We start from the raw sequence: 14,569 nt of genomic DNA on the forward strand, positions 1-14,569 counted from the left end.
TGTTAGAAAAAAGGGCGGGCGATTTACATCGGACCCGCCCGTATTTTTTACTTTACTCTCATGCCTGGTGTAGCACCATCATCTGGTGTTAACAGGAAAATATCACTGCCACCAGGGCCAGCGGCCATCACCATGCCTTCTGACATACCAAAACGCATTTTACGTGGCGCTAAGTTTGCAACCATTACCGTCAGTCGACCTATAAGTTGCTCTGGCTGGTAAGCGGATTTAATGCCTGCAAAGACCTGACGTTGCTCGTTGCCTAAGTCCAATTGCAGTTTCACCAGCTTGTCAGCGCCTTCAACATGCTCAGCGTTGATAATGCGGGCAACCCGTAAATCCAGTTTGGCGAAGTCATCAATATTGATGGTTTCGCCTATAGGTTCGATAGCGCCATCTGCTGCAATAGCAGCTGCCGGAGCTGCTTTAGTTTCAGCGGCTTTCGGCGCTACAGTCGCTGTAGGTTGTAAATTATCTTTTGAGCCTTCGACCATAGCTTCTACCTTTGTCATTTCTACACGTTGCATCAATGGCTTAAACACATTGATGCTGTGATTGGTTAAAGCGGTCTGATAAGTCGACCAGCTTAATTCGTCGTTTAAAAACAGTTCCACTTCTTTGGCCATAGCCGGCAGCACTGGTTTTAAGTAGTGCATCAATACGCGGAACAGGTTAATGCCCATGGAACAAACCAAATGCGCTTCGGTTAAGGTTGCTTCATTTTTTGCCAGCACCCAAGGCGCTTTGGCGTCTATGTATTGGTTGGCTTTATCGGCCAACGCCATAATTTCGCGGATAGCACGGGCAAATTCACGTTTTTCAAAGCTTTCAGCTATGGTTTCGCCTGCAGTTGTGAATTCAGCCAATAAAGCAGGTTCTGCAATTTCTGCTGTTAACTTGCCATCGAATTTTTTGCTGATAAAGCTGGCGCAGCGACTGGCGATATTGACCACTTTACCTACTAAATCTGCATTCACTTTTTGCGCAAAATCTTCCAGATTTAAATCCAAGTCTGTGATGTTACTAGTGAGCTTAGATGCAAAGTAGTAACGCAGATATTCTGGGTTTAAATGCTCTAAATAAGTACGAGCTTTGATAAAGGTGCCACGTGATTTGGACATTTTGGCGCCGTTGACAGTAACAAAACCGTGCGCATACACAGAGGTAGGTTTACGGTAACCAGCACCATCTAACATAGCTGGCCAGAACAGACTGTGGAAATAGATAATATCTTTGCCGATAAAGTGGTAAATCTCAGCCTCTGAGTCTTTTTGCCAGAACTGGTCAAAGTTGACGCCGGTTTTATCACAATAGTTTTTAAAGCTGGCTAAGTAGCCAATAGGAGCGTCCAGCCATACGTAGAAAAACTTGCCAGGAGCGCCTGGGATTTCAAAGCCAAAATAAGGTGCGTCGCGGCTGATATCCCATTGCTGCAGGCCTTCAGTAAACCATTCCTGCAGTTTGTTCGCCATTTCGTCCTGCAATGAACCGCTGCGGGTCCAGTCTTTCAACATTTGCTCAAAAGCAGGCAGGTCGAAGAAATAGTGTTCGCTGTCTTTTAAAACTGGCGTTGCACCTGAGACTACGGAACGTGGGTTTTTCAGCTCAGTCGGGCTGTAGGTTGCACCGCAGGAATCACAGCTATCACCGTTTTGATCCAAAGCACCACATTTAGGGCAGTCGCCCTTCACAAAGCGGTCCGGCAGGAACATTTGTTTTTCCGGGTCAAACAACTGGCTGATGGTTTTGCGTTTGATATAACCACCTTGGTCCAGCTTGGTATAAATATCGCTGGCAAACTGCTTGTTTTCTTCGCTATGAGTGCTGTGATAGTTATCAAAACCTATTAAAAACTCTGCAAAATCCGCCTGATGTTCTTGTGAGGTTTGGGCAATCATCTGCTCTGGGATAATACCCAGCTGTTGGGCCTTGAGCATAATAGGGGTGCCATGAGCATCGTCTGCACAGACGTAATAACACTGATGACCACGGGCTTTTTGGAAACGGGACCAGATGTCAGTCTGAATATATTCCAGCATATGGCCTAAGTGAATGGGGCCATTGGCATAAGGTAAAGCACTGGTGATAAGAATTTTGCGTTGTGTCATCGATAACTCATAGATATATCACTGAAAAAAGTGGCTTAATGATACAATAGCGCGCGTTAAAGCGCACCAGTTCAAAAGCAGCAAAGTGCCGGATCGGTAGCAAAAAACAGAGTTTTTACCCTGTACAGCAGATTGAGTGACATGATGTGGTTTAAATGGTTTAAAAAAGCAGCAGAACAGCAATCATCAGCAGATGACATACCAGAAAGCTTAGCTAAAACTTTGGCTGAATTTCAAAGCAACGAATTTCCTATGCCGCTGGAGAGCTTGATCCAGCAGGCCAGTTTTAACAGCAAACACAATAGCCTGAGCTTAACACTGAAGTTCCCATGGGCCTCTTTGGCTGACGAGTTATTACCGGTACTTCAGCAGGTGCAGCCTGATCTCAGGCTTGAACTAAGCAGCGAAAATACAGCAGAACCGGCTTATCGTAACATCAAGCAAGTGATTTTGGTGGCATCGGGTAAAGGTGGTGTAGGTAAAAGCACTACTGCTGTCAATCTGGCTGTGGCTTTAGGTTTAGAAGGCGCCAAAGTAGGGCTGCTGGACGCCGATATTTATGGTCCCTCTATTCCTACTATGTTGGGTTTAAAAGACGCCAAAGCGGAATCACCGGACGATAAGCATCTATTGCCTAAACAAGCCGCTGGTATTTACCTGCAGTCGATAGGCTTTTTGGTTGACCCGGAAAAAGCCTCGGTCTGGCGTGGCCCTATGGCCAGTCAGGCTTTACTTCAGCTACTAAACGAAACCTTGTGGCCGGATTTAGATTATTTAATTGTCGATATGCCGCCAGGCACAGGTGATATTCAGCTGACGATGTCGCAAAAATTGCCGGTGACAGGGGCTTTAATAGTGACAACACCGCAGGATGTGGCTTTGGCTGACGCACAAAAAGCTATTGCTATGTTTCGCAGTGTGAATATTCCTGTACTTGGACTGGTGGAAAATATGAGTTTTTACCAGTGCAGCCACTGCGGTGAAGTCGACGATATTTTTGGCACCAACGGTGGCTTAGAGTTAGCTGAACGTTATCAGGTGCCTGTGCTGGGTCAGTTACCCTTACAAAAACAAATACGCCAGTCCTGTGATGCCGGAACGCCTTTAGTGCTGAACTCAGCCGAAAGCGGTACTGGTTTTTACCGGGCTATAGCACGACAACTGAGCTTTGCTTTATATTGGAACTCCCAACACCAGCAAGCGCAGCAACCCGAAATTATTTTTACGGATGATTAACCATGAGATTGTGTGACCGCGACATTGAAGCCTACATAGACGCAGGCAAGATCCAAATTACGCCACGGCCAACACCAGATATGATCAGCGGTGTCAGTGTAGATATTCGCTTAGGCCATAAATTCCGCACTTTTCGTGCTTATGCCGCTGCATTTATTGATTTAAGTGGCCCACGAGAAGAAGTGGATCACGCGTTAAATTCAGTAATGAGTGATGAAATTGTATTAACAGACGACGAAGCTTTTTTCCTGCATCCAGGTGAACTGGCGTTGGCTATTACGCTCGAATCCGTCACTTTGCCAGCAGACATAGTCGGCTGGTTAGATGGCCGTTCTTCATTAGCCCGTTTGGGTTTAATGGTACACGTGACTGCACACCGCATCGATCCGGGCTGGTCGGGCAATATAGTGCTGGAATTCTATAACAGCGGTCGTTTACCGCTGGCGCTTAGACCCAATATGAAAATTGGTGCTTTGAATTTTGAAACTATGACAGGTGAAGCTGCCCGTCCATACAACAAAAGACTGGATGCAAAGTATCAACAGCAAACAGGTGCTGTGGCAAGCCGTATCAGCCAAGACGACCAGAGCTAAAAAACTCCTGCGTTGTTCGGCAAAGGTTGTAGGTCAGACTGGCGCGGGCAAACCGTGCCTCTACACTCAGTCTAGCCAGAACATCAACTACTTTGGAGTTTGAGTGATAGGCCTAAAAATGAAAAAGCCCATACAAAAGTGGTATGGGCTGAAGCAATAAAGCAAAAATGAAGCGGGGTAATTATGCAATATAACTGCATAGCTTCGCAACCCGGCTTTTTTAGATTTTTTCATTTTTTTGCGGTTTAACTGCATATTTAACTAAAAAACCAGAAAGTTTTTTCAATTCAAACATTGATACGCCATGACTTACAGGAGTTTTTGATGCAGCCCGCCAGTTTTATCCGCCTGTTCAGTTTGGCCGCGATTTGGGGTTCCTCGTTTTTGTTTATGCGTATTGCGGTCGGAACCTTAGGTCCGGCAGCTTTGATGACGGGCAGGGTAGTGTTTGCGGCGTTGTTTTTAGGTTTGATGGGCTGGTTGCTTAAGAAACATCAGCTGGATTTAAAAAATAACTGGAAACATTTTTTTATTCTGGGCTTTTTTAACTCAGCGTTACCTTTTTTACTTTTTGCTTATGCCGCTCAAAGCTTAACGGCGTCAGTGTTGTCAGTGCTTAATGCGACAGCTCCTATCTGGGGCGCTTTAATTGGTATAGTGATTTTCCGGCAAGCTTTAACTCTGCGTATAGCGACTGGCTTAGTTCTTGGTATCAGCGGCGTCGCTATTTTAGTAGGTTTTGATCCTGTGGTGCTGGAACCTGGTGCTTTAATTGCCGTGTTTTGTGCTGCAGGTGCTGCCTTTTGTTATGGCATTGCCACTCATTACACCCGGCTGGCGAAAACTGTGGCTCCGTATACCAATGCACATGGCAGCATGTGGACTTCCACTTTGATGCTGGCTCCGGTGATGCTGTTGTTTCCTGTACAAGCCGAGATCAGTCTCCATGTAGCTCTGGCTGTACTCGCTCTTGGCGTGATTTGTACTGGTGTGGCTTATTTATTGTATTTCCGTTTAGTTCAGGATGAAGGTGCAACTCCGGCTTTAACAGTGACCTTTCTGATCCCGGTATTTGGCGTATTCTGGGGCCATGTATTTTTAAATGAAGCCTTAGGCTGGCATACTTTTGTAGGTGTAGCCGTGGTGATTACAGGCACCTCATTAGTCACAGGTTTTAAACCTTCGGCTCTTTTCAGAGTCAAAGCCTAAAATACAGACAGAATAAACGAAGTTACATTCAGAGAATGTTCATAGATCAATTGTTATAACTTCAGGCAAGCTGGTGATGAATGTATCAGGCTTAGCAATAATTTTAGAGTGTGGCGTCGGATCTCGCGACACTTTTACCCTTAGATCCGGATTCTGGCAGCCACCACTATAAAGGTGGCAGGAGCGTACCATGCGTGCCCTGATGAAATGCTTACCTTTGCTTTCAGTGGCTTTATTCCCAGCCTTGTTGGTTGCCCCTGTAGCAGCACAACAAACCGCCAGTGCCGGTAGCACTGTGCAAAGTTTTAGTCAGGCTGAGCTGGACGCTATGCTGGCACCTATTGCTTTGTATCCGGACACAGTGTTGTCGCATGTCCTCATTGCGTCCACCTATCCGCTGGAAATCATTAAAGCCAATCGTTGGGTGGAAGAACACCCTGGTTACAGTGCAGAAAAAGCCCTGGACGAAGTGGAAGATATGGATTGGGATCCAAGTGTAAAAGCTTTGGTACCTTTCCCGCAGTTGCTTGAACGTATGAGCGATGATATCGACTGGACTCAACGTTTAGGCGATGCGTTTTTAGGTCAGGAAGCGCAAGTGATGACCAGTATCCAGACGTTACGCACCAAAGCTTATGCTTCAGGTAATCTGGATAAACAACAACATATTAAAGTGGTGAGGGAAGAAAAAACCATCATCATTGAATCAGCTTCGCCGAAAGTGGTGTATCTGCCTTATTACGACCCACAAATCGTCTATGGACCTTGGTGGTGGCATAGCTATCCGCCTGTCTATTGGCATGTTCCGGTAGGTTATGCCGTGCATCGTGGTTTTTCCTGGGGCGTGGGTATTCATATTTCGCCGGGATTTTACTTTAGTAGTTTCCACTGGCCGCGCCGGCAAATAGTGGTGATCGATCATCGCCATCACTGGCGTGATCCTTACTACTATCGCAGTCATCAGATAGTGCATCATAAAAAGTCGCATCACTGGCGCCATAACCCGCATCACAGACGTGGTGTGAGCTATCACGCTGGCTATCAGCCAACCCGCGAGTTTAGCGGCAACCGTAGCTATCAGAACAGAGAGCAGCAACGTGAATGGGCAGCTCAAACCCGTGAAAATAAAGGGTATGCACCGGATCGCAAGTTTAATAGTGAAAAAGCTCAGCGTTTTGATGAAAAAGAACGTAAGTTTGCTGCTGAACGCCCTGCAGACCGCTCTGTAACTAAGGATAGAAATGGACCTCAGCCATTTGATCATGAACAGCGCAGACGCATGGAGTTGACTCGTGATAAAGCCGGCGACCCGGTTTTTAATGCTGACAAAAGAGCGCAAAGGCAAGAAGTGCAACCTCGTGTTGACAGACCCTATAGCGGGGATATTAAACAAAGGCCTGAGTCTGCGGTGGTAAGAGAACGGATTAAAGAGCAAGGCGGGCAGAGTGATGCTACGAGGAAAGATCGTGTGTACCAGGCTCCTCGTATTGAGCAACCGCGCGTCGAGCAGCGTAGCTATCAGACACCTCGTATTGAGCAACCACGTGTCGAACAGCGTAGCTATCAGACACCTCGTGTTGAGCAACCGCGCGTCGAGCAGCGTAGCTTTCAGACACCTCGTGTTGAGCAACCGCGTGTTGAACAGCGTAGCTATCAGGCGCCTCGTGTTGAGCAACCAAGGATGGAAAGGCCTCGCTCTGAACAACCCAGACCACAGGCTCGTGAAATGCGTAGTGCGGAAAATCGCAGACAAGTTGATTAGTTAGCCAAAGATAAGAATAAAAAGGCAGCTGCGGCTGCCTTTTCTATAATTAACATAAAACATAACAAGGATAGCCCTATGAACTTCATAGCAAAATCTGGTCTGAAGGTCACAGCTGTGCTGATGTTGACCCTGAGTTCATTTATAACATCTGCGCAATCTCCTTTGCTTAAAGAGCAAATTGAAACCATAGTGACCGGCAAAAAGGCCACTGTCGGAGTTGCGGTCTGGGGGCCTGATGATCTGGAACCTTTACTGATCAATCCTTTTGAAAAATTCCCAATGCAAAGTGTATTCAAGCTGCATTTAGCCATGTTGGTTTTACATCAGGTGGATCAAGGCAAACTGCAATTAAGCCAGTCTGTGGCAGTAAAACGTGCTGAAGTATTACAAAATACCTGGGCTCCAATGATGAAAGACCATCAGGGCGACGAATTTACCGTCACAGTGGAGCAATTGCTGCAGTATTCAGTGTCACACAGCGACAACGTAGCCTGTGATCTGTTGTTTGAACTGGTAGGCGGGCCGCAAACTTTGCATGCTTATCTGCAGTCTTCTGGTATTCAGGAAATCGCTGTGGTAGCGAATGAAGCACAAATGCATGCGGACGATCAGGTTCAGTATCAAAACTGGACTTCAATGAAAGCTGCTGCTCAGGTACTGCAGCTGTTTGAACAAAAAAAGTTGCTGTCTGAAACCTCGCAGGCCTTGTTGTGGAAATGGATGGTAGAAACCACCACTGGACCACAGCGTTTAAAAGGCTTGTTGCCCGCGGACGTTGTCGTAGCGCATAAAACTGGTACCTCAGGTGTCAGAGTTGGAAAAACAGCGGCAACCAATGATATTGGTGTCATCATGCTGCCTGATGGACGGCCTTTGCTGGTAGCTGTTTTTGTGAAAGATTCAGCCGAATCAGCCAGAACCAATGAAGCCATTATTGCTCAGGTCGCGCAAGCCGCTTATCAGTTTGAACTGAAAAAACTTTCCGCCCTAAGTCCAAATTAAGCGTTGATCAGGGCTATCGAAGCCACTTGTTATGGTTGTAAACTAAACTCCTGATCTGAAAATGGAGTAGGTTATGCAGTTATTAGGTTCTGTGGCTTCACCCTTTGTGCGTCGGTTACGTTTAGTCCTGGCTGGTCAGCCTTATCAGTTTATGGCTTTAAATATTTTTGAATCTACAGGACGTTCTGTGCTGGTGAAACACAATCCAGCCCGCAAAGTGCCTGTGTTGATTGACGGTGAGCAGGCTATTTTTGATTCAGGTGTGATCTATCGCTATTTAACGCAAAAGTTAAACCTAACGCCATTAAGCTGGGATCAGGAAAATAGTCTGACGACCATTAACGCTTGTACTGATTCATTAGTTGAGCTGTTACTTTGCACACGCTCTGGTTTTGATGTGAGTGAAGATAAGCTGTTTTTTAATCTGCAGCACGAGCGTATTCAGGCCACACTGGAAGCGCTGGAACAGCAAATCAAGGCAGGGCAGTTTGGACAGTGGGACTATACAGCTATGAGCTTGTATACCCTGGTCGACTGGATACTGTTCCGGGATTTAGTGGATTTAAAACCTTTTCCGGTGTTACTGCAGTTTAGAAGCGAACATTTAAAACAACCCATGGTAGCCGAAACCGACCCACGTTTAAGCTAAAACCCTGGGTCAGAGCCGAGGCTCTGACCCAGCCGTTATTCCACACCAATAAAACCGCCGGTTTGATGCGCCCATAACTGAGCGTAAATACCTCCTTTGGCGATCAATTCCTGATGGCTGCCTTGTTCAACAATACGGCCTTGATCCAGCACTATCAGTCTGTCCATCGCTGCAATAGTGGATAAACGGTGCGCTATAGCTATGACAGTTTTGCCTATCATTAACTGAGTCAGGCTGTGCTGAATAGCGGCTTCTACTTCTGAATCCAGTGCTGAAGTTGCCTCGTCCAGAATAAGGATAGGGGCGTTTTTCAGCAGCACACGGGCAATAGCAATACGCTGACGCTGACCACCGGATAGTTTAACTCCACGCTCACCAACCTGAGCATCATAGCCACTGTTGCCTTTAGGATCGGTCAGTTCCTGAATAAAAGTATCAGCTTCAGCTAAACGTGCTGCCGCAATCATTTCTTCTTCGGTCGCGCCAGGGCGGCCATACAGAATGTTTTCCCTTACTGTGCGATGCAATAACGAGGTGTCCTGAGTCACCATTGCTATATGAGCACGTAAGCTTTCCTGCGACACTGTCTTGATGTCCTGACCATCTATTAAAATCTGGCCTGAATTGACATCGTAAAAACGCAGCAGCAAATTCACTAAGGTGGATTTACCTGCACCGGACCGGCCTACTAAACCTACTTTTTCACCCGGTTTAATCGACAATTCCAGGCCATCAATCACAGGGCCATGTTCGCCAGCCACTTTACCGTAGTTAAAGTTCAGTTGTTTAAATTCGATCTGCCCTTGTGGCACATCAATAGGCTTGGCATCAGCGATGTCGACTATCTGCTGAGGCTGCGACAAGGTAGCAATGCCATCAGCCACAGTACCAATATTCTCAAACAAGGCACTGACTTCCCACATGATCCACTGCGACATGCCATTTAAGCGCAGAGCCAGACTGACTGCGATAGCAATAGAACCCACTGTGACGGCGTTTACAGTCCACAGCCATATCGCCAGCGTAGCAATAGAAAACACCAGTAAATAGTTAAGGCCTTGTACACAAATATTCAGCCAGGTAGCCAGCCGCATTTGTTTATACACAGGGACCAAAAACAGCTGCATACTGTCCCGGGCATATTGTGACTCCCGACTGGTATGAGAAAACAGTTTGATTGTGCTGATATTGGTATAGCTGTCGACAATACGGCCTGTCATTTCTGAACGAGCGTCAGCTTGTTCTGTAGCCACTTGCTTCAAACGAGGCACAAAGTAAAACTGCAGGCCAGTGTAGATCACTAACCAAACCAGCATAGGTAGAACCAAACGCCAGTCTGCGTCTGCAATCAGATACAACATGGCGCCAAAATACACCACCACATACACCATAACATCAAGCAACTTGGTGGCTGTTTCGCGCACGGCCAAAGCGGTTTGCATCACTTTAGTGGCAATACGGCCAGCAAATTCATTCTGGTAAAAGCCTAAACTTTGCTTCAGTAAATAGCGATGTGCCAGCCAGCGGATAGACATAGGGTAGTTACCCAAAATGGTCTGGTGAATCAGCGCAGAATGTACAAAGACTAAACCAGGCAAGACCAGTAACATCACCACAGCCATAGTGATTAAAGTGTCTTTTTCTTCTTGCCAGAAGGTTTCAGGGTTTTTATTGACCAGCCAGTCAACCAGCTGTCCCATGTAACCGAATAAAGAGACTTCCAGCGCGGCCAGTAAAGCTGTAGCTATAGACATCAGGATCAGAGGCAGCACCATACCTTTGCTGTAATGCAGGCAAAATGCAAACAAACCTTTAGGAGGTTGTGTGGGCTCGTCATCAGGGAAAGGTTTAGTTAGTCGTTCAAAAAAGCCCAGCATAAAAATCCTCAGAGGCGACGAAAAAGGCCGTTATTGTACGTCAAAGTTTAAGCTACAGATGTAACTATTTGATGAAAACCGGATTCACAGCGGTGGCTTTTTCAACCTTACAGTTTGCTGTTCGGGCTTTATAACGACTGAGCAGATAATTTGCAGAAAATATATACAAAAAAATATGAAAAAACCAAAAGGCTTGATCTCACGTGAACTCAGCAGCTTAGATTTACAATAAAACCCAATATGGGTAAATATCGAAAAATCTATAACTTAGCTTGCATTCCACTGGCTTGCAAAGGCACATAAGCTTTCTACACTCAAGTTACAGAGTACCCAAATACGGGTGTTGTCTCGTTTCAAAGGAGTGCTGAAATGGATGCCAAAGAAATACTTCTCTATATGAAGCAAGCGGAATTGCAATCTGAGTTAATAGTGGAAGCTGGCCATGAGTTGGACAGAGCCATCAAACAATTACAGGACTGGTCTGAAGACTGGGACTGCCAACGTCGTGCTTGTGAAGATATGTACGATGCAGTGCATTTGCTCCTGATCCACAGCTATCAGCTATCCAGAATTTTTTGGCCAGCTAAATGCTGCGGAGAATTAGGACTGGACATCTGTCACAGAGCTATGGCGCTGCGCAATGAAATTAACTTGCCTGATCTGAATCATCCTCTGCGTAATGAAGCCCTTTGGCGTCATGCAGATGAACTGGACCACTCTGTACGCGATACAGGCTCGATGCGCCGTTACAACGCTCACCACTTAACCAGCTTCAATCAGGTGATCACCTGGATGGATAACGAAGCGATGTTTTGCTGGCTTGAACCTGCCAGTAAAACTTTTGTATTCCATACCGAAGAATTTGCTCTGAAGGAACTGTTGGAGGCTGTGCATCAGGTTCAACAGGAGATCCAGCATTACCTAAAAAAGCAGCAACAGCCCAATTTAAGTCTGGCAAAACGAGCTGCTTATCACTATGAAAAACAGTGGGCTAATTAAAAGAGTGTGACTAAATAGTGTTCCAACAAGTGTTAACTATTTAGTGATCTTGATAAAGCCATACCCTTGAACATTTTGTACTTTATTCTGTTGTAAGCTTTGTGCAACTTCTGCCTGAAAATCTTCAATATACAGATGCAAGTCATCCTGAAATTGTTCATCAAGCTTGCTGCGTTCATTCGCTTCGCTGGTATGTTGCACATCAAAAGCCTGCATACAAAGTTTGTGTGCTCTTTGCTCCATCTGTTGCGACACTCTTTGCTCTATTTGACTGACGGTTAAGTTGCGGCAGGTTTTCTTATAAAAGAAAATTCCGCTGAGAAGCAACAAAGCTAGTGTGAGTAGCGATAATAATTCGATCATAAGAAGGCTCCTTTTCTGATAGCCACAATTTCCTTTGCAAACCAAAGTGCGGTAAAGGGTACAACAGAGATATTGATTGCAACTATCACATATTTATACATGACATAAAGCAAGTCGGTTTCAAAAATTAATCTGTCTGCGTAACGGATCAGTTGCATTGTGCATAAAGCTAACAAGCAGACCATGATATAGCGCGTTAGCTTGCTGGCAGGGAGGTCATGTACTACGTGAACTTTATAGATGCACCATACGCATAGTATCTCAATCGCTGCCCAGGTCACATACCAAAAGGAGGAACCTAACATTGCATTGTTGGTAGATACCGCCATGACAAAAGGTTGAATCAAGTCCATAAACAAGTTGCCTACAACCCAAACTGTTAAGGCAACCCTAGAAGAGATATCCAACTTGTAGACTACGGATACAATCAGTAATAAAAAACTACCAACCCAGAACAACTTATCTACAGTGTATCCGAATTCACCCACTGTTACTGTTCCTGATCCTGGCCTTTATCTTTGTCCTTATCTTTGTCACCGATAGGTGGCTCGTTACCAGAACCGCTACCTAATGTGCCAATAGGTGGCTCGTTACCAGAACCGCTACCTAATGTGACAATAGGTGGCTCGTTGCCAGAACCGCTGCCTAATGTGCCAATAGGTGGCTCGTTGCCAGAACCACTGCCTAATGTCTCAGCAGCAAATTTAGCTTTTGCCTCTGCTGACAAGGTTACGGTATCAGCTGTGGAAGGTGCTGTTGCCGTTGTGGTTTTTGCCTGACTAACAGGAACCACCGGAGTAGCTGTTGCTGTTCCTGCTGTTGGGGTATTTAAATTGATTTGCATAACGGTTCCTTTTGGTTGTCACTAAATCAGAAAACAACTGTACACGAACTGTTTATTAAAAAGCCAATATTTTTTCACAAAAGATGCGATCACTGACAGCCTGATGTGATGGTGATTGAAAAACTCCCCAACCATCTGTGGGAGCTACGCTTTGGATAGACAAACGCTTCTTCTACGTTTAGTGAATGGCTGGGGGTTACCGCGCAAGCACTGAATAAATTGTCGGGATCCAAGGTGTGAGTAGATCATACCGTAACATCTTATCGCTGTTACCTCTTTGATACTTATCTCTGAATCGATACGCCACTACTCTTAAATTCGCGTTCACACAGCGATTTTGCGTCAGTGCTGAGAAGACTTCAGCCATTTGAAAGGCCTAGTGCAAGGCAAAGAAATAGGTCAGCACTGTAGCCGCTGAATGTTATTTCACGGTATGGCAATAAGAACCTTTATGGAGTCATCAATGAAAGACTGACCTCATACAAGAAGCGGATTTACAGGATAAATCACATGATTGGTGTTTCACTCGAATACATTCGAAAAGTACTGGATCAAAGCCTGATGACGCATTTTGGTATGGAGGCTAGCGTCGTTGTGCTAAACAATCTGGTTGATATGAATGGTAATTCACCGCAAAAAAACCAAAACAAACTGGTAGTCACTCTGGTCAATCTGGAATACGAAATCAACAAGCAGTTTTATGGAGGACAGCGGCAGGATGCAGGGCAAATAAGTCGTATCAATCCGGCTGTCTGTTTTAATCTCGATATCCTGGTTTCCGCAAATTTCGACGAATATAGCGAAGCACTAAAGTTTCTAACTGCTACTATCGGATTTTTTCAAGAAAACCTCTCTTTTACACGGGCCAATCATCCGGCTCTTCCTGAAGGGATCTCCACTCTGCAGTTTGAGATAGAAAACTCTCCTTCAGGCAAAACTCATAATTTATGGACGGCTTTGGGGGCGAAATATCTGCCTTCGATGATTTATAAAATCAGACATGTGAGCGTGCTATCCGGCCAAATTAAGGGCGCTTTCGCTGCAGTACAAGATACATCAGCTGTGGCACAACCATGAATAAGCAAGTATTTCAAATTCAGGTGTTGCACAGCTATTTTGCCGATGGTTTGTATCAACACTGCAAAGTCCTCGCAGATAGCGACACAAAAAAACTGATGGATAGATACAAACTGCTGACCAGAATGAGCAATGGAATATTTAGTTTGTATATGACGTGCCAGGACAGTGTGGCAGCTTTTGTCCACTACCTGAATGACCATTTGCAGGGCGAGCCGCTGAGATTTCTATTGGCGGCTAATCAGGAACAGTTTGCATCTATTACTGATTTACCACTCGATTGGTGTGGTCAGGTGGGGTTAAGTTCAAAACGTGCCATCGCGGAAAAAACACAGAGTGGTACACAACTTCAACTCAAAGCTGAATGGTCCAACAGTGCGGTTAGTCAGCAAAACGTCATTGGTGTGATCTGCATTTATCTGGATGATCTGTTGATGATGCAGGGCAACAACATTCGCTATGTCATTGAGTTCAAGGCCAGAGCTATGCATTGGGTGTATTACCTGATCAATCGCAGCCAAACGAAATTAAATAACCCGATGATTTGTAATAAAGAACGTTATTTTTTCGATGGTCCTGAGTCTGTAGTTTTGTCGAATGGAGAAAAGGGGCTTAGTTTCAACTCAGGAGACAGGCTTTTTCCTTTGGAGCAGGTGCCCACTAAATTATTCGATTTAGTAGATTGGTTGCCAGCATCAATGCATACGGAATCTCAGCCTGTTGAACACTGTTTGATCCGAGGTTTACCTACACCAAATGCTGGGCAATTTTCAGTCAGACAGAAAGATACAAATAAGTATCTGTGCAGTGAAATGTATATCTATTTGTAGTGGGCGAGCGATACCAA

At 45.4% G+C, this 14,569-nt stretch carries 14 protein-coding genes; 9 read left to right on the forward strand and 5 right to left on the reverse strand.

The features are described 5' to 3' along the window. Positions 1 to 47 precede the first annotated feature (47 nt). Positions 48 to 2,108 carry a methionine--tRNA ligase gene (gene metG / locus LSG37_RS10715; protein ID WP_233079868.1) on the reverse strand — a complete coding sequence of 687 codons (2,061 nt, stop codon included), beginning with the start codon at positions 2,106 to 2,108 and terminating at the stop codon, positions 48 to 50. A 141-nt stretch (positions 2,109 to 2,249) separates the two neighbouring features. Here metG and apbC point away from each other — a divergent pair, with 141 nt between their 5' ends. The 6 genes from apbC (at position 2,250) to LSG37_RS10745 (ending at position 8,562) form a co-directional block, all read left to right on the forward strand. After that, the gene (gene apbC, locus LSG37_RS10720; protein WP_436286419.1) at positions 2,250 to 3,344 is read left to right on the forward strand and encodes an iron-sulfur cluster carrier protein ApbC; all 1,095 of its coding nucleotides are present in this window, start codon (positions 2,250 to 2,252) and stop codon (positions 3,342 to 3,344) included. Positions 3,345 to 3,346: 2 nt separating this feature from the next. Then, a complete protein-coding gene (dcd, locus tag LSG37_RS10725) occupies positions 3,347 to 3,937 on the forward strand; it encodes a dCTP deaminase (protein ID WP_233079869.1) in 591 nt (196 codons plus the stop codon). A 324-nt stretch (positions 3,938 to 4,261) separates the two neighbouring features. Beyond that, positions 4,262 to 5,146, forward strand: coding sequence for a DMT family transporter (locus LSG37_RS10730; RefSeq protein ID WP_233079870.1), 885 nt, complete (start codon positions 4,262 to 4,264; stop codon positions 5,144 to 5,146). Positions 5,147 to 5,336: 190 nt separating this feature from the next. Beyond that, on the forward strand, positions 5,337 to 6,908 hold the full coding sequence (locus tag LSG37_RS10735; protein WP_233079871.1) for a DUF3300 domain-containing protein: 1,572 nt from the start codon (positions 5,337 to 5,339) through the stop codon (positions 6,906 to 6,908). A gap of 78 nt (positions 6,909 to 6,986) precedes the next feature. Beyond that, the gene (bla, locus tag LSG37_RS10740) at positions 6,987 to 7,913 is read left to right on the forward strand and encodes a class A beta-lactamase, subclass A2 (RefSeq protein WP_233079872.1); all 927 of its coding nucleotides are present in this window, start codon (positions 6,987 to 6,989) and stop codon (positions 7,911 to 7,913) included. Between the two features lie 73 nt (positions 7,914 to 7,986). Next, entirely contained in the window at positions 7,987 to 8,562 is a 576-nt protein-coding gene (locus LSG37_RS10745; protein ID WP_233079873.1) for a glutathione S-transferase family protein, read from the forward strand. Positions 8,563 to 8,597: 35 nt separating this feature from the next. Here LSG37_RS10745 and LSG37_RS10750 read toward each other — a convergent pair whose 3' ends face one another. Continuing rightward, positions 8,598 to 10,439, reverse strand: a complete 1,842-nt coding sequence (locus tag LSG37_RS10750; RefSeq protein ID WP_233079874.1) for an ABC transporter ATP-binding protein — start codon at positions 10,437 to 10,439, stop codon at positions 8,598 to 8,600. A gap of 369 nt (positions 10,440 to 10,808) precedes the next feature. Here LSG37_RS10750 and LSG37_RS10755 point away from each other — a divergent pair, with 369 nt between their 5' ends. Beyond that, complete coding sequence (locus tag LSG37_RS10755; protein WP_233079875.1) at positions 10,809 to 11,438, forward strand: hypothetical protein; 630 nt, start codon at positions 10,809 to 10,811, stop codon at positions 11,436 to 11,438. Between the two features lie 36 nt (positions 11,439 to 11,474). Here the strand turns inward: LSG37_RS10755 and LSG37_RS10760 are convergent, their stop codons facing one another. From LSG37_RS10760 to LSG37_RS10770, 3 genes are read right to left on the reverse strand one after another with little or no spacing between them, the layout of a single operon-like run. Beyond that, positions 11,475 to 11,801: a hypothetical protein gene (locus LSG37_RS10760; RefSeq protein ID WP_233079876.1), complete on the reverse strand. Its 327-nt coding sequence runs from the start codon at positions 11,799 to 11,801 to the stop codon at positions 11,475 to 11,477. Next, on the reverse strand, positions 11,798 to 12,289 hold the full coding sequence (locus LSG37_RS10765; protein ID WP_233079877.1) for a hypothetical protein: 492 nt from the start codon (positions 12,287 to 12,289) through the stop codon (positions 11,798 to 11,800). The genes LSG37_RS10760 and LSG37_RS10765 overlap by 4 nt, the downstream gene beginning before the upstream one ends. Before the next feature lie 2 nt (positions 12,290 to 12,291). After that, a complete protein-coding gene (locus LSG37_RS10770; protein WP_233079878.1) occupies positions 12,292 to 12,645 on the reverse strand; it encodes a hypothetical protein in 354 nt (117 codons plus the stop codon). Between the two features lie 510 nt (positions 12,646 to 13,155). Between LSG37_RS10770 and LSG37_RS10775 the strand changes: the two genes are divergently transcribed. After that, a complete protein-coding gene (locus LSG37_RS10775) occupies positions 13,156 to 13,722 on the forward strand; it encodes a Pvc16 family protein (protein ID WP_233079879.1) in 567 nt (188 codons plus the stop codon). Then, positions 13,719 to 14,552, forward strand: coding sequence for a hypothetical protein (locus LSG37_RS10780; protein WP_233079880.1), 834 nt, complete (start codon positions 13,719 to 13,721; stop codon positions 14,550 to 14,552). The genes LSG37_RS10775 and LSG37_RS10780 overlap by 4 nt, the downstream gene beginning before the upstream one ends. Positions 14,553 to 14,569: the final 17 nt, after the last annotated feature.

The sequence above is a fragment of the Rheinheimera soli genome (assembly GCF_021290985.1).
Lineage (GTDB): Bacteria > Pseudomonadota > Gammaproteobacteria > Enterobacterales > Alteromonadaceae > Pararheinheimera > Pararheinheimera soli.

Coding starts and splice junctions, on each gene's coding strand:
- LSG37_RS10780 (WP_233079880.1), top strand. CDS start 13,719: ATGAATAAGCAAGTATTTCAAATTCAGGTGTTGCACAGCTATTTTGCC.
- bla (WP_233079872.1), top strand. CDS start 6,987: ATGAACTTCATAGCAAAATCTGGTCTGAAGGTCACAGCTGTGCTGATG.
- LSG37_RS10770 (WP_233079878.1), bottom strand. CDS start 12,645: ATGCAAATCAATTTAAATACCCCAACAGCAGGAACAGCAACAGCTACT.
- metG (WP_233079868.1), bottom strand. CDS start 2,108: ATGACACAACGCAAAATTCTTATCACCAGTGCTTTACCTTATGCCAAT.
- LSG37_RS10755 (WP_233079875.1), top strand. CDS start 10,809: ATGGATGCCAAAGAAATACTTCTCTATATGAAGCAAGCGGAATTGCAA.
- LSG37_RS10750 (WP_233079874.1), bottom strand. CDS start 10,439: ATGCTGGGCTTTTTTGAACGACTAACTAAACCTTTCCCTGATGACGAG.
- LSG37_RS10745 (WP_233079873.1), top strand. CDS start 7,987: ATGCAGTTATTAGGTTCTGTGGCTTCACCCTTTGTGCGTCGGTTACGT.
- LSG37_RS10775 (WP_233079879.1), top strand. CDS start 13,156: ATGATTGGTGTTTCACTCGAATACATTCGAAAAGTACTGGATCAAAGC.
- dcd (WP_233079869.1), top strand. CDS start 3,347: ATGAGATTGTGTGACCGCGACATTGAAGCCTACATAGACGCAGGCAAG.
- LSG37_RS10735 (WP_233079871.1), top strand. CDS start 5,337: ATGCGTGCCCTGATGAAATGCTTACCTTTGCTTTCAGTGGCTTTATTC.
- apbC (WP_436286419.1), top strand. CDS start 2,250: ATGATGTGGTTTAAATGGTTTAAAAAAGCAGCAGAACAGCAATCATCA.
- LSG37_RS10760 (WP_233079876.1), bottom strand. CDS start 11,801: ATGATCGAATTATTATCGCTACTCACACTAGCTTTGTTGCTTCTCAGC.
- LSG37_RS10730 (WP_233079870.1), top strand. CDS start 4,262: ATGCAGCCCGCCAGTTTTATCCGCCTGTTCAGTTTGGCCGCGATTTGG.